The organism is Arthrobacter sp. B0490 (assembly GCF_002929355.1).
Lineage (GTDB): Bacteria > Actinomycetota > Actinomycetes > Actinomycetales > Micrococcaceae > Arthrobacter_D.
Genome location: NZ_PJIR01000007.1, coordinates 79,161 through 92,781 on the forward strand (window position 1 = coordinate 79,161; position 13,621 = coordinate 92,781).

Consider the following 13,621-nt stretch of genomic DNA (forward strand, 5'->3'; position numbering starts at 1 on the left):
CGGGGGGCGCGGCCGCGGCCTGTCACCCCGGACCTATCCCAGGAGTTGCCATGAAGCTCGACGTCACCATCGAGATCCCGAAGGGCTCGCGCGTCAAGTACGAGATCGACCACGACACCCACCGGCTGCGCCTCGACCGGGTCCTGTTCACGTCGATGCAGTACCCCACGCACTACGGCTACTTCGAGAACACGCTGGGCGAGGACGGCGATCCGCTGGACGCGCTGGTGCTGCTCCAGGACTTCGACCTGATCCCGGGCGTCCTCGTGGAGTCCCGCCCCATCGGCGTCTTCAACATGACCGACGACGGCGGCGGAGATGCGAAGGTCCTCTGCGTGCCGGTGGATGCGCGCTTCGACCACATCAGGGAGCTGTCGGACGTGTCCGACTTCCTCCTGGACGAGATCAAGCACTTCTTCACGAAGTACAAGGACCTCGAGCCGGGCAAGTGGGTGGAGGCCGCCGACTGGGCCGGCCGCGAGGAGGCCGAGGCCGAGGTCGAGGCGTCCCTCAAGCGTTTCCAGGAGATCGGTGAGGGCAGCGCCCACGACGAGCCGCAGGGCCGTTCCGTCGCCGTGGAGGCCGAGAACGCGACGGACACGCCCGAGGGCCGCTAGCACGACGGGCATCCGGCACGGAGCTCCCGCAGGTCTCGCGACTGCGGGAGCTCCGTCATCTCCGGGGCTCCGGCAGTCTCCGGGCTCTTCGGCGTCCGGCCGGCGCTCCGGTGGGGTCGCGCCCGGCGCAGGACATCGGCCGCGACCGACGGACGCGCGGAATCAACGCAAAGCGGTTGATCCACGGGCCCCGCGCCCATACTTGACGCATGTCCTATGTCCTGACCATCAACCAGCGCGATTCGCGGGAGGTGGGCGACCTCACGGGCGACCTGCTCCGGGCCCTGCGCCACCTGCCCGCCGTGGTCCCGTTCCAGCGCTCCGTCGGCGACGAGGTACAGGGCGTGGTGGATTCGGCCACGACGGCGGTCGACGCGGCGCTGCGGGCCATCCGGTACCGGCGCTGGCACGTCGGGATCGGCGTGGGCGGCCTCACTCCCCCGGTCCCCGAGCGGATCGTCGACGCCGAGGGCTACGGCCTGGTGTACGCCCGGCGGGCCGTGAACAGGGCACGGAAGACCGGTGAGCGGATCCCCCTCGCGGTCGAGGGGCCGGACGGCGGGATCGCCGTGGAGGCGGAGGCCGTCCTCCGGCTGCTGGGGCAGATCGTCTCCACGCGCACGGACGCCGAGTGGACCGTCCTCGACCTCATGACGCCGGGCGCGCGGGGGCAGCAGAAGTACGTGGCGCAGGAACTCGGCATCACGACGCAGGCCGTGAGCCGCGCCGTCGTCCGCTCGCACTGGATGGAGGAGTGGGCGACGCGCCCGGCCGCCGCGCGCCTGCTGGATCTCACCCGGGGGCCGGCGTCGCTCCCCGCGGCGGGCCTGGCCTACGAGCGGGCTGCCACCACGTCCGGCGCCTGACCGGCACCGGACGGCCGGTGTCAGACGAGGGAGCGCAGGACCTTCGCGGCGCCGTCGTCGAACACGCTGCCGGTGACCTCCGACGCGACGGAGCGGACCTCGTCGGGGGCCTGTCCCATCGCGACCCCGCGTCCGGCCCACTGGAGCATCTCGATGTCGTTGCGGCCGTCGCCGATGGCTACCGTGAGGTCCTGGTCCGTGCCGAGCCGCCGCCGGAGGGCCTCCAGCGCGGTGGCCTTCGTGACGCCGGAGGCGGCGATGTCCAGCCAGGCGGTCCAGCCCACGGAGTAGGTCACGCCGTGGAGTCCGATCGACGCGACGGCCGCGCCGAACTCCTCCGCCGAACTGTCGGTGCTGAAGACGACGACGCGCACCGCTCGGCTCTCGAGCATCTCCTCGAAGTCCACGCTCTGCGCGTCGGAGCCGAAGCTCGCGTCCTGGAAGCTCTCGGTGGACAGGAACCGGCCACGGTCGTCCTCGAGGGCGTACTTGGCGGAGGGGAGCCGGTCACGGAGGGCCAGCAGGGCGGGCTTCGGGTCGAAGGTGACGCGGTCGATGACCTCGAAGCCCTCCGCCAGCGTGGTGTCGATCCTCAGCGTCACGCCGCCGTTGGAGCACACCGCGTGGCCGCGGGTGATGCCGAGCAGTTCGATGACCGGCAGTGTGGCGCCCAGGGAGCGGCCGGTGGCGATGATGACGTCGTGCCCGGCCTGGACGGCGGCCCGCACCGAATCACGCACCTCCTCCGTCATGGAACCCTCGTGGTCCACGAGGGTGCCGTCGACGTCGAGGGCGATCAGGTGGTGCTTGCGGTTCTCCTGCCGGTCGTCCGTGCCGCCGAGGTTGCTCAAGGTACTCATACTTCAGTGAACCAGACGTCGCGGGTGCCCTGCTAGCGCGGCGCCAGGACCGGGAAGGTCTCCATCCCGTTGAGATACGGACGCAGGGCGGCCGGCACCGTGACGGAGCCGTCGGGGTTCTGGTGGTGCTCGAGGATCGCGACGATCCAGCGCGTGGTCGCGAGCGTGCCGTTGAGGGTCGCGACGGCACGCGTGCCCTTCTGTCCCTCGCCCTCCTGACGCTCGCGGATGTTCAGACGCCGTGCCTGGAAGGTGGTGCAGTTCGACGTCGAGGTCAGCTCGCGGTAGTCGCCCTGCGTCGGGACCCACGCCTCGCAGTCGAACTTCCGCGCGGCCGACATCCCGAGGTCGCCTGCGGCGGTGTCGATGACGCGGTAGGGCAGTTCGACCTTCGCGAGCATCTCCTCCTCCCAGGCGAGCAGGCGTTCGTGCTCGGCGGCGGCCTCCTCGACGGTCGTGTACGTGAACATCTCCACCTTGTTGAACTGATGGACGCGGATGATCCCGCGGGTGTCCTTGCCGTGGGAGCCGGCCTCACGGCGGTAGCAGGAGGACCAGCCCGCGTAGCGGACGGGGCCCGCGGTGAGGTCGATGATCTCGTCCGAGTGGTACCCGGCGAGCGCGACCTCCGAGGTGCCCACGAGGTACAGGTCGTCGGCCTCGAGCCGGTAGATCTCGGCGTCGTGCGCGATGTCGAAGCCCGTGCCCTGCATGGTCTCGGGACGCACGAGGGTGGGGGTGATCATCGGGACGAACCCCGCCGTGATGGCCTGGTCCATGGCCATCTGCAGCAGGGCGAGCTCGAGCCGGGCGCCGACGCCCTTGAGGAAGTAGAAGCGCGATCCCGAGACCTTGGCGCCGCGCTCCATGTCGATCGCCCCGATCAGCTCACCGATCTCGAGGTGGTCGCGGGGCTCGAAGCCCTCGGCGGCGAAGTCCCGCGGCGTGCCGACCGTCTTGACGACCACGTAGTCGTCCTCGCCGCCCTCGGGCACCCCGTCCTGCACGAGGTTCGGCAGCCTGCGCACCAGCGCCTCCTGCTCGGACTTCGCCTCCTCGGAACCGGCCGCTGCCACCTTGACGGCCGCCGCGAGCTCCTTCACCTCGGCCAGGAGCGCCTGCTTCTCCGCGCCCTTGGCCCGGGCCACCTTCTTGCCGAAGGCGTTCTGCTCGGCGCGCAGCGTCTCGTAGGACGTGACCGCCTCACGGCGCCGGGTGTCGGCCGCGAGGACGGCGTCGATGAGCGACTCGTCCGCCCTGCGGGCACGCTGCGATGCTCGGAACTGCTCGGGATTCAGGCGGAGGTCGTTGACGTCGATCACACGGTCAAGACTACCCAAGCCCGGGGGCCCGCCGGCCCCGGCCGGCCGTGCCGCTATTGTGGGTGACCATGCGCCGCAAACTGCTTGCCGGGACCGCGGCGGCGTCCGCCGCCGTCGCGTCCATCCAGAGCTACTGGTCGGTCCGGCGGCTGCAGCAGACCCGTACGCCCACCGCTTCCGTCAACGAGCCCACCGCGGTGGCGCCGGGACCCCAGCGCGTCGCCCTCGTGCTCAATCCGTCGAAGCTGCAGGCGGGCGCGACGCGCGCCCTCGTCGAGCAGGCCTGCTCCGATGCCGGGTGGGATCCTCCCCTCGTGCTCGAGACCACCATCGCGGACCCGGGGACGGGCCAGGCCGAGCAGGCACTGCAGGCCGGGGCCGACGTCGTCCTCGCGGCCGGCGGCGACGGCACCGTGCGCGCCGTGGCGCAGGCCCTCGCGCACCGGCCGGCGGCCCTCGGCCTCCTGCCCCTCGGCACCGGGAACCTGCTCGTGCGGAACCTGGGCCTGCCGTACAACGACATCGCCGGATGCCTCCGCCTCGCCCTGCACGGCCACGAGCGGCGCATCGACATGGCGCGGATCAGCCTGCGCAACGACTCCACGCAGGCCTCGTCGGAGCATCCGTTCCTCGTCATGGGCGGCGTGGGCTTCGACGCGAGCGTGATGACCGACGCGAAGCAGGACCTGAAGGACAGGTTCGGGTGGCTCGCGTACAGCGAGGCCGGCGTCCGCCACCTCCCGGGCCGGCGGCGCCGCATCTCCATCAGCCTGGACGGCCAGCCTCCCCAGAGCCGGAAGGTCCGCAGCCTGCTGGTGGCGAACTGCGGGAAGCTGCCGGCGGGCGTCGACTTCGTACCGGATGCCCTCATCGACGACGGCTACCTGGACGTGGTGGTGCTCAGCCCGCGCAGTCTCCTCGGCTGGACGTGGATGGCTGCGAAGATCCTGCTGCGGCATCGCGGCGGTATCCCGGTGATCAGCTACTACCGTGCCCGCGAGGTGTCGGTGTGGTCGGGCGATCCGATCGCCACCCAGCTCGACGGCGACCCCTCCGGGTCCGTCTCCTCGATGACGGCCCGCGTGGACCCTCACGCACTGAGGGTCCGGGTGCCGGCGTCGGCACCCGGACCCTCGGGGCCGCCGGCGTCCCGTCCGGCGGCTGCGCGCCGTTCCTAGCGCGGGGTCGGATCGGTCCTAGCGGTCCTTGTCCGTGTAGCCGCCCTGGCCTTCGGGCTCCTCGACGAGGGGCTTGTCCTTGTCGGTGTACTCGCCCTCCTCGGCAGGGTCCTGGGAGGAGGTGTAGCCGCCGGAGCCGCCGGCGGGCTCGGCACTCGTGTAGCTGCTCTCCTCGGCGGCGTCGTCGGAGGTGTCGCGGTCGGCGTGGCCGGCCTGCTGGTCGATGAGGGCCTGCTCCTCCGCGAATCGGACGTCGTTGCCCTGGTCGCCCATGTCGCCGCGCCAGTTCGGATCCGACGTCGACCCGTCGCCCTCGTTGGGGTTCACGATGTGTCCTCCGTGAGCGTTCTCGGTCATGATTCTGCCTTTCGTCGAAGGATGCGCTCCTCGTTGGGCGCCCGCTGCCAGCGTACTGACGAACGGGATGGTTGGAAATGCGCGGGCTCAGTCGCGCAGGAGTTCCTGGACGGCCTTCTCCGACGCCGAGTAGGTGGTGATCGGGATGACCTCGCCGCTCATGAAGCGGTCGACCAGCCTCGGATCGACATAGGAGCTGCGGGCCACGGTGGGGGTATTGCCGAGGTGGTCGGCGACGGCCTTCATGGTCGCGCTGACGGCTTTCTGGCGGGCCGTGCGGCTCGTGGCCTTGATGTCCTCCTTGGCGAGGGCCATCGCGGCGACGACGGTGGCCTGCCAGGTCCTGAAGTCCTTGGCCGTGAACGGTCCACCGGTGACCTGGCGGAGGAACTCGTTGAGCAGTGATCCGTCCACGTGGTGCCACTTGCCGTCGTCGCTCTGGTAGGCGAGCACGGTGTCGGCGTCCTCGCGCTCCATCATGGGCCGCAGCGCACCGGCGAGGTCCTCGTCCTCGAGGAGGGTGTCCCAGTGCTGTCCGCTCTTGCCGGGGAAGTCGAACGCCACGGTGTGCCCGTCGATGCTGCAGTGCTCCACGAGGAGCGTGGTCACCCCGAAGGACCCGTTGGCCTCCGCGTACTGCGCGGACCCGATCCGGAGGGCCCCGGAGTCGACGATCCGCAGGGCCGCGGCGAAGGCGCGCTCCCGCGGGAGCCCGTCACTGCGCAGGTGCTGCGTGATGGCGCGGCGGGCGCTCGGCAGCTTGGCACCGAAGTCCAGCGCGCGGTCGAACTTCTCACGGTCCTTCTGCTGACGCCAGGCAGGGTGGTACATGTACTGGCGCCGCCCGGCGTCGTCGGTGCCGATCGCCTGTACGTGCCCGTTGGGGTACGGCGCGATCCACACGTCCTTCCACGCAGGCGGGATCACGAGGTCCCGGATGCGCCCGAGCTCGTCGCGGTCCTGCAGCAGTTCGCCGTTCGGGGCCCGGTAGCTGAAGCCCTTGCCGTGGCGGCGTCGGGTGATGCCGGGCCTGCGCGTGTTGCTGCGGCGCAATCGAGCCATCGTGGAACCAGCCTTCGAATGGGAGGAGGACCTTCGATAGTAAGCCTACTGTGCTTCGGCTCCCGACGGTGCTGCTTCCGCCGCAGGACGGAGGATGGTCGCGAGCCACGCGTCGGCGGCACCGAACGCGTCGTCGGAGGTGTGGCGTTCGACGGCGGGCGAGCGGCGGTCCGCGCGCGGGTAGGACCCGAGGAAGCGGAGCCCCGGGCTGATGCGGTGCAGTCCCTTGAGGGCGTCGGCGATCCGGGCGTCCTCCACGTGCCCGTCGGCGTCCACGCTGAAGAAGTAGTCACCCAGGAACTGGCCCGTGGGCCGTGACTCGATGCGGCTGAGGTTCACGCCCCGCGCGGCGAACTGGTCCAGGATCTGCATCAGGGCCCCGGGGCGGTCCTCCGGCAGGGGGATCACGAGCGTGGTCTTGTCCGATCCGGTGCGCTGCGGCAGGACATCCGGCCGCCCCACGAGGACGAACCGCGTGACGGCGTCCGTCACGTCGCCGATGTCCGTCGCGAGGACCGCCAAACCGAGTCGCCCGGCCACGAGGGGCGAGCAGATCGCGGCGTCGTATCCGGCCCCTGCGGGACCACTCCCGCGGGAATCGCCGGCCGTATCGCCGCGTGCATCTCCACCGGACCCCCCGTCGGCGAGGCCGTAGGCGGCCGCCGCGGTGGACGACGCCGGGAAGTATTCCGCGTCCGGTACATGCGTGTCGACCCAGGTGCGGCACTGCGCCCAGGCGTGGCCGTGGGTGGCGATGCGACGGACCCGACCGAGTTCCGCCCCCGGCCGGGCCGCGAGCACGAACGTGATGGGTACCAGTTCCTCCCGCAGGATCCGCAGCGGGTCGCCGACGGCGATGGCGTCGAGCGTGGCGCTCACGCCGCCCTCCACCGAGTTCTCGATGGGCACCATCGCGGCGTCCACCGACCCCGTCCGGACGGCATCGAGCGCGGCACCCACCGTCGACGCCGGGACGCGGCGGGCGGACCCCGCACCCGGCACCTGCAGCAGTGCGGCTTCCGTGAAGGTGCCCTCCGGGCCCAGGTAGGCGAAGGAGGAACTGTGCGGACGGGTCACAGGACCGTGGGCTCGCTACCCGTCTCGGACACCATCGGCTTGCCGGCCTCGAGCCAGGCGCCCATGCCGCCGCTCACGTTGACGGCGGTGTAGCCGTTGCCCTCGAGCCACTCGGCCGCGCGCTGGGAGCGCCCGCCGCTGCGGCAGATGACGTGCAGGTCCTCGTCCGGGTCCAGCTCCTCGAGCCGGGCCGGAAGCTGGTCGAGCGGGATGTGGAGGGCGCCGTCCACGTGGCCCGCCTCCCACTCGTAGTCCTCGCGGACATCGAGGATGTGCGCGTCGCCGGGCACGGCGGTCACCGGTACGTTCTGGGGTTCGCTCATGCACCCACCCTTTCACGGGGCGGCGCGGCACCGCCATCTCCACTCCTCGTCGGGTGGAGGGACCGGACTCCTATAGTTGTCCTTGTTGTTCCGTCAGGGCCTGCGGCGTGATGGGCCCGCGACGGCCCGCTGCCGACTGGAGCCCCATGAGCGAACTGCACGAACTCTCAGCACTCACCCTCAGGGACGCCCTGGCACGCGGGGCGGTCGGCGCCCGTGAGGCGACGGAACACTTCCTGCGGCGCATCGACGCCCTGAACCCTGATCTCGGGGCCTTCGTGACCGTCACGCACGACGACGCACTGCGGGCGGCCGACCACGCGGACGCCCTGCGCAGCTCCGGGGCGCCCCTCGGGCCGCTGCACGGCGTGCCGCTGGCCCACAAGGACCTCACCGACGTCGGCGGTGTCAGGACGACGCTCGGCACGGCCGCGCTCGAGCACGCGGTCGCCGAGAAGGATGCACCCCTCGCAGCGGTCCTCCGGCGCTCGGGCGCCATCAGCCTCGGCAAGACCCAGGTTCCGGAGTTCGGGCTGAGCTGCTACAGCGAGAACCTCGTGGCGCCCCCCGCCCGCAACCCCCTGGATCCGCGCCTCAGCCCGGCCGGCTCCTCGGGCGGGAGCGCGGCGGCCGTGGCCGCCCGCATGATCCCGTTCGCCCCCGGCACCGACGGCGGCGGATCCATCAGGATCCCGGCGGCCGCGACCGGACTGGTGGGCCTCAAACCCAATCGCGGCCGCGTGCCCTCGGGCTCGGGCCAGGCCGACCTCGGCCAGTTGGTCGTCGCCGGCCCGCTGGCCCACTCCGCAGTGGACGCGGGCCTGCTCCTCGACGCCCTGGTGCGGGAGCCGAACTACAGGCCGACGAGTGCGGCCTCCCGCTACCCCGGGTCGTTCACCGAGGCCGCCCTGCGGGCGGAAGGACGCTTCCGGATCGGCGTCAGCACCGCCTCGCCCTTCTCCGGCGCGATGGACATCGCCCTGGACAGCGCGGCGACCGACGCCTTCCATGCCGGGATCCGGCTGCTGCAGGGGGCCGGACACGACATCGTCGAGGCCGACCTGACGTACGACCATCGCTACCACGACGCCTTCCAGCTGGTCTGGACCGCCGGGCTCGCCGCCGCGCCCATCCCGGACGACCGCGAGGACCGGCTGACGGACATCACCCGCGTGCTGCGCCGTCGCGCGCTGGGCCGGACGGCGGCCGACCTCGTCGGGGCCGTCGAGGTACTGCGGCAGTTCGAACTGGACAGCATCGAGCAGTACTCCCGCTACGACATGGTCCTGACGCCGGCGGTGGCGATGACGCCGCGCCCTCTCGGCTGGTACACGGACGCCGACGGCGACACCGACTACCTCCGGCAGTGCCAGTACTCGCCCTACACCTCGATGGTCAACGTGTGCGGCCTGCCGGCCGTGACGGTCCCCACCCTGCGCCTCCCGGACGGCCTGTCGATGAGCGTGCAGCTCATCGGCCGCCCCGGGGAGGAGGCCCAGCTGCTCGCCGTCACCGCGCAGATCGAGGCCCTCCTGCAGCGGCCCGATGTTTTGCGCTTCTCCCACCCGAGCGGCACCATGGAGTAAGTGAGTACAACCAAGCAGACCCCCGCCACCGGCGGGAGGACGTTCTTCGGTCACCCGCGGATGCTGGCGAACCTCTTCAGCGTGGAGCTGTGGGAGCGGTTCTCCTTCTACGGCATGCAGGCACTGCTCCTGTACTACATGACCTACTCCCTGGCCGAGGGCGGCCTCGCGTTCGACGAGGTCACGGCGGCCGGGCTCGTCGGGGCCTACGGCGGCGGCGTGTACCTCTCGACCATCCTCGGCGCCTGGCTCGCGGACCGCGTCCTCGGGTCCGAGCGCGTGCTCTTCTGCTCCGCGATCATCATCATGTGCGGGCACATCGCCCTGGCCCTGCTGCCCGGCGTGGTGGGCCTCGCGATCGGCCTGGTCCTCGTGGGGGTCGGCTCCGGCGGCCTGAAGGCCAACGCCTCCTCGCTCGTCGGCACGCTCTACGCGCCCGGCGACGACCGCCGCGACGCCGGCTTCTCCATCTTCTACATGGGCATCAACATCGGCGCCCTCGTGGGGCCGCTGCTCACCAACCTCGCATGGGACACCTACGGCTTCCACGTCGGCTTCGGCCTCGCCGCGATCGGCATGGCGGCCGGGCTCGTCCAGTACGCCGTCACGCGCAAGAACCTGCCGCCCGCCGCGCACGAGATCGAGAACCCCCTCCCCCGGTCCGCCTACCCGCGCTGGATCGTCGTCGCCGTCGTCGCCGTCGTCCTGATCGGCGGGGCCCTGGGCACCGGACTCCTCGACGCCGGGAACCTCGCCAGTGTGATGGCCTACACCGCGATCGCGGCGACCGTCGCCTACTTCGCGGTGATCCTCACGAGCAGCAAGGTCTCGGCCCTGGAACGCCGCCGCGTCTACTCCTTCATGCCCCTGTTCGTCGCCAGCGCCGCCTTCTGGTCCCTGTTCCAGCAGCAGTTCACCGTGGTGGCCCTGTACTCCGAGAGCCGACTGGACCGGAACCTCTTCGGCTGGGAGATGCCCCCGGGCATGGTGCAGTCGATCAACCCGATCTTCATCATCCTCTTCGCCGGCGTCTTCGCGGCCCTCTGGACCCGCCTCGGCAGCCGCCAGCCGTCGTCGCCCGTGAAGTTCTCCTTCGGCCTGATCGTCATGGGACTCGCCTTCCTCGCGTTCATCCCCTTCGCGGGCGGGGGAGCCAACAGCACGCCGCTGATCGGCCTGGCCGCGATCCTGCTGCTGTTCACCTGGGCCGAGCTGTTCATCTCGCCGATCGGTCTGTCCGTGACCACCAAGCTGGCGCCGGAGGCCTTCCGCACGCAGATGCTGGCCCTGTTCTTCCTCTCCATCTCGCTGGGCACCACGGTGTCCGGCCTCCTCGCCGGCTTCTACTCCGAGGAGAACGAGGTGCCGTACTTCGCCTTCAGCGGCGTCACCGCGATCATCCTCGGCGGTGCCCTCCTCGCGAGCGCCCCGGCCATCCGGAAGGCCATGAGCGGGGTCCGGTAGCGCTCCGCCGGCGCCGACCGGCCCCGGCACCTCGTCCCGACAGGACCCGTCCGCGTCCGGGCGGGTCCTGTTGCGTGGGCGCCCCTGATCCAACAGACTTCTACCCACCGGTAACATCCGTACCGGGAGCTGCTGCAGACGTACCGGAGATCGAAGGAGATCACGTGCCGAACCTCGCCAACAACCTCGTGGCCACTGCGACGAGGAGCCCCTCGGCCGTGGCCATCAAGCTCGACGACGTGGAGGTGACCTTCGGCGCCCTGGAGGTGCTCAGCCAGAAGGTCGCGACGATCCTCGCGGAGCAGGGCGTACGGCACGGGGACCGCGTGGCCCTCATCATGCCGAATATTCCCCAGATGGCATTCGTCTACTACGGTGTCCTCCGGGCGGGCGCCGTCGTCGTGCCCCTCAATCCGCTGCTCAAGGGCCGCGAGGTCGCCTACCACCTGACCGACTCCGGTGCGCGGCTCGTCTTCGCCTGGGAGGGCGTTCTCGCCGAGGCGCAGGCCGGCGCCGAGGAGTCCGGCACCGGGACCGGAGATCCCGTGAGCGTGATCGCCGTGGACAGCACGACCTTCATGCAGCGCGTGTCCGGCGCCGAACCCGCACCGGGCGTGGTGGAGCTCGACGGCGAGGACACCGCCGTCGTGCTCTACACCTCGGGCACCACCGGCCGGCCCAAGGGCGCCACGCTCTCCCATGCCAACCTCGCCCGCAACACCGAGATCTCCCGGGACCTCATGGGCACCTCCGAGGGGGAGGTGCTGTTCGGCGGCCTGCCGTTCTTCCACATCTTCGGGCAGACGTGCGCGCTCAACGCGGCCGTCCTCACCGGCGCCACGGTGACCCTGCTGCCGCGCTTCGAGCCGGGCAAGGCCCTCGAGATCATCGCCCGCGACCGGGTCACGATCTTCGAGGGCGTCCCCACGATGTACATCGCGATGCTGCGCCACCCGGCCGTCACCGAGACGGACCTCTCGTCCGTGCGGGTCGCCGTGTCGGGCGGCTCGGCACTCCCGGTCGAGGTGCTGCACGAGTTCGAGCGCGTCTTCGGCGCCGACCTGCTGGAGGGCTACGGGCTGTCCGAGACGTCGCCGATCGTCAGCTTCAACCGGGTGGGGCACCTGCGCAAGCCCGGGTCCATCGGGACGCCCGTGGACGGCGTCGAGGTGCGCATGCTGGACCCCGAGGGCACCGAGGTCCCGCAGGGTGAGGTGGGCGAGCTCGCCGTCCGCGGGCACTGCGTCATGAAGGGCTACTGGGAGAACCCCGAGGCCACCGGGGCGGCCATCCCCGACGGCTGGTTCCGGACCGGCGACCTCGCCCGGATCGACGAGGACGGCCTCATCTTCATCGTGGACCGCAAGAAGGACGTGATCCTCCGCGGCGGCTACAACGTGTACCCGCGCGAGGTGGAGGAGGTGCTCTACGAGCACCCCGCCGTGGCCGAGGCCGCCGTGATCGGGGTACCGGACGACCTGCACGGCGAGGAGATCGTGGCGGTCATCGGCCTCAAGGCCGAGCACGCGCCCGCCGACGACGCCGCCCGCGAGGCGCTCGGCGCCGAGATCGTGGCCTTCGCGAAGGAACGCGTCGCCGCGTACAAGTACCCCCGCCGCGTGGTGCTCGTCGATGCCCTGCCGAAGGGCCCCACCGGCAAGATCCTGAAGCGGGAGATCCGGGTCTAGCGGAAGCGGCCCGCACTGAAGACGCCGTAGACCTGCGCGGCGGCCTCCTCCATCAGCGGCCCTGCCCTCCGGATGAGCTCCTCGAGCGCCGTGGGGCCGGTCGCGAGGGAGAACGCCGCCGCCAGGCCTGCGCCCTGGACCTCGGCCGCCGTGAGCTGCACGCGTCCCGCGATCGCGACGACGGCGCAGCGGGCGGGGGCGTTCCCGACGACGGCCTGCACCACCTTCCCGCCGAGCGACTGCGCGTCGAGGGATCCCTCCCCGGTGAGGACGAGGTCCGCGTCGGCGAGTGCCCCGGACAGGCCGACGGCATCCGCCACCAGGGCGGAACCGGGCACGATCTCCGCCCCGAGGAACGGGACGAGCACGGCGGGCAGGCCGCCCGCGGCGCCGGCGCCGCGCACCTCGAGCATCGCTGCGCCCGTGGCGTCCTCCACGACCCGCGCCAGGTGCGCCAGGCCGGCATCGAGCACCACGACCTCGTCCGGCGTCGCGCCCTTCTGCGGCCCGAAGACGGCGGCGGCGCCACGGGGTCCGCAGAGGGGGTTGTCGACGTCGACGGCGATGCGCCAGCGCACGCTCCGGGCGCGGGGGTGCAGGGTGCGGGTGTCGACCGACACCAGGGCCGTGAGGGCGCCGCCTCCGGGCGGGAGCGGCCGACCGTCGGCGTCGAGGAAGCGGGCGCCGAGGGCGGAGAGCAGCCCTGTGCCGCCGTCGGTGGTCGCGGATCCCCCGATGCAGAGGAGGATCTCCTCGGCGCCGTCGTCGAGGAGGCGGGCGGCGATCTCGCCGACGCCGTAGCTCGTCGCGGTCAGCGCGTCGAGGGGGAGATCGGCGACCAGGGGCAGGCCGTTGGCCTCCGCCGCCTCGAGGACGCCCCGGACCGGGAGGCCCGATGCCGCAGGCGCCGCCGAGATGCCGTAGCGCGCGGTCCGCGCGCGCCCGGCGGCATCATGGCACCGGGTGGTCCGCGGTTCGACGGACCAGGCGGTGAGGAGCGCGTCCAGCGTCCCCTCGCCCCCGTCGGCGAGAGGGGCGAGGACGACGTCGGGCGCGGGGTGGCCGAGGCGCGCGGCGGCCGCCGTCACGCCGGCGGACATGGCGAGCGCAGCCTCCGCCGCGGGGAGGCTGCCCTTGAGGGAGTCCGGTGCGAGGACGATCCTGAGCGGGCGGGGGGTCGCTGGCGTGGTCACCCCCTCACCCTAGCCGCGGTGCCGGGAG

At 71.7% G+C, this 13,621-nt stretch carries 13 protein-coding genes; 6 read left to right on the top strand and 7 right to left on the bottom strand.

Annotated features, from left to right (window positions below; translation table 11 throughout):
- Nucleotides 1–50: 50 nt before the first annotated feature.
- Both CXQ97_RS12160 and CXQ97_RS12165 read left to right on the top strand, forming a co-directional pair.
- A complete protein-coding gene (locus tag CXQ97_RS12160; RefSeq protein WP_104181132.1) occupies nucleotides 51–617 on the top strand; it encodes an inorganic diphosphatase in 567 nt (188 codons plus the stop codon).
- A gap of 209 nt (nucleotides 618–826) precedes the next feature.
- On the top strand, nucleotides 827–1,483 hold the full coding sequence (locus CXQ97_RS12165; RefSeq protein ID WP_104181133.1) for a hypothetical protein: 657 nt from the start codon (nucleotides 827–829) through the stop codon (nucleotides 1,481–1,483).
- 20 nt (nucleotides 1,484–1,503) lie between these two features.
- On the opposite strand, the gene CXQ97_RS12170 is transcribed toward CXQ97_RS12165, so the two are convergent.
- The gene (locus tag CXQ97_RS12170) at nucleotides 1,504–2,343 is read right to left on the bottom strand and encodes an HAD family hydrolase (protein WP_104181134.1); all 840 of its coding nucleotides are present in this window, start codon (nucleotides 2,341–2,343) and stop codon (nucleotides 1,504–1,506) included.
- A 32-nt stretch (nucleotides 2,344–2,375) separates the two neighbouring features.
- Nucleotides 2,376–3,665 (bottom strand): serine--tRNA ligase, encoded by a 1,290-nt coding sequence (serS, locus tag CXQ97_RS12175; protein ID WP_104181135.1) that lies wholly within the window; start codon nucleotides 3,663–3,665, stop codon nucleotides 2,376–2,378.
- Between the two features lie 68 nt (nucleotides 3,666–3,733).
- Here serS and CXQ97_RS12180 point away from each other — a divergent pair, with 68 nt between their 5' ends.
- The gene (locus tag CXQ97_RS12180) at nucleotides 3,734–4,843 is read left to right on the top strand and encodes a diacylglycerol kinase family protein (RefSeq protein WP_104181136.1); all 1,110 of its coding nucleotides are present in this window, start codon (nucleotides 3,734–3,736) and stop codon (nucleotides 4,841–4,843) included.
- Between the two features lie 18 nt (nucleotides 4,844–4,861).
- Here the strand turns inward: CXQ97_RS12180 and CXQ97_RS12185 are convergent, their stop codons facing one another.
- The 4 genes from CXQ97_RS12185 to CXQ97_RS12200 form a co-directional block, all read right to left on the bottom strand.
- A complete protein-coding gene (locus tag CXQ97_RS12185; protein ID WP_104181137.1) occupies nucleotides 4,862–5,200 on the bottom strand; it encodes a hypothetical protein in 339 nt (112 codons plus the stop codon).
- Nucleotides 5,201–5,287: 87 nt separating this feature from the next.
- A complete protein-coding gene (locus CXQ97_RS12190) occupies nucleotides 5,288–6,262 on the bottom strand; it encodes a DNA topoisomerase IB (RefSeq protein WP_104181138.1) in 975 nt (324 codons plus the stop codon).
- Between the two features lie 45 nt (nucleotides 6,263–6,307).
- Nucleotides 6,308–7,339, bottom strand: a complete 1,032-nt coding sequence (locus CXQ97_RS12195; RefSeq protein ID WP_104181139.1) for a prephenate dehydratase domain-containing protein — start codon at nucleotides 7,337–7,339, stop codon at nucleotides 6,308–6,310.
- Nucleotides 7,336–7,662, bottom strand: coding sequence for a rhodanese-like domain-containing protein (locus tag CXQ97_RS12200; RefSeq protein WP_104181140.1), 327 nt, complete (start codon nucleotides 7,660–7,662; stop codon nucleotides 7,336–7,338). Before CXQ97_RS12200 ends, CXQ97_RS12195 begins: the two co-directional genes overlap by 4 nt.
- A 146-nt stretch (nucleotides 7,663–7,808) precedes the next feature.
- Between CXQ97_RS12200 and CXQ97_RS12205 the strand changes: the two genes are divergently transcribed.
- The 3 genes from CXQ97_RS12205 (at nucleotide 7,809) to CXQ97_RS12215 (ending at nucleotide 12,400) form a co-directional block, all read left to right on the top strand.
- Nucleotides 7,809–9,248: an amidase gene (locus tag CXQ97_RS12205; protein ID WP_104181141.1), complete on the top strand. Its 1,440-nt coding sequence runs from the start codon at nucleotides 7,809–7,811 to the stop codon at nucleotides 9,246–9,248.
- Complete coding sequence (locus CXQ97_RS12210; RefSeq protein WP_258062531.1) at nucleotides 9,249–10,712, top strand: peptide MFS transporter; 1,464 nt, start codon at nucleotides 9,249–9,251, stop codon at nucleotides 10,710–10,712.
- A gap of 164 nt (nucleotides 10,713–10,876) precedes the next feature.
- Nucleotides 10,877–12,400: a long-chain fatty acid--CoA ligase gene (locus tag CXQ97_RS12215; RefSeq protein WP_104181142.1), complete on the top strand. Its 1,524-nt coding sequence runs from the start codon at nucleotides 10,877–10,879 to the stop codon at nucleotides 12,398–12,400.
- Here CXQ97_RS12215 and CXQ97_RS12220 read toward each other — a convergent pair.
- The gene (locus CXQ97_RS12220; RefSeq protein WP_104181143.1) at nucleotides 12,397–13,593 is read right to left on the bottom strand and encodes a glycerate kinase; all 1,197 of its coding nucleotides are present in this window, start codon (nucleotides 13,591–13,593) and stop codon (nucleotides 12,397–12,399) included. The two genes, CXQ97_RS12215 and CXQ97_RS12220, sit on opposite strands and share 4 nt — an antisense overlap.
- Nucleotides 13,594–13,621: the final 28 nt, after the last annotated feature.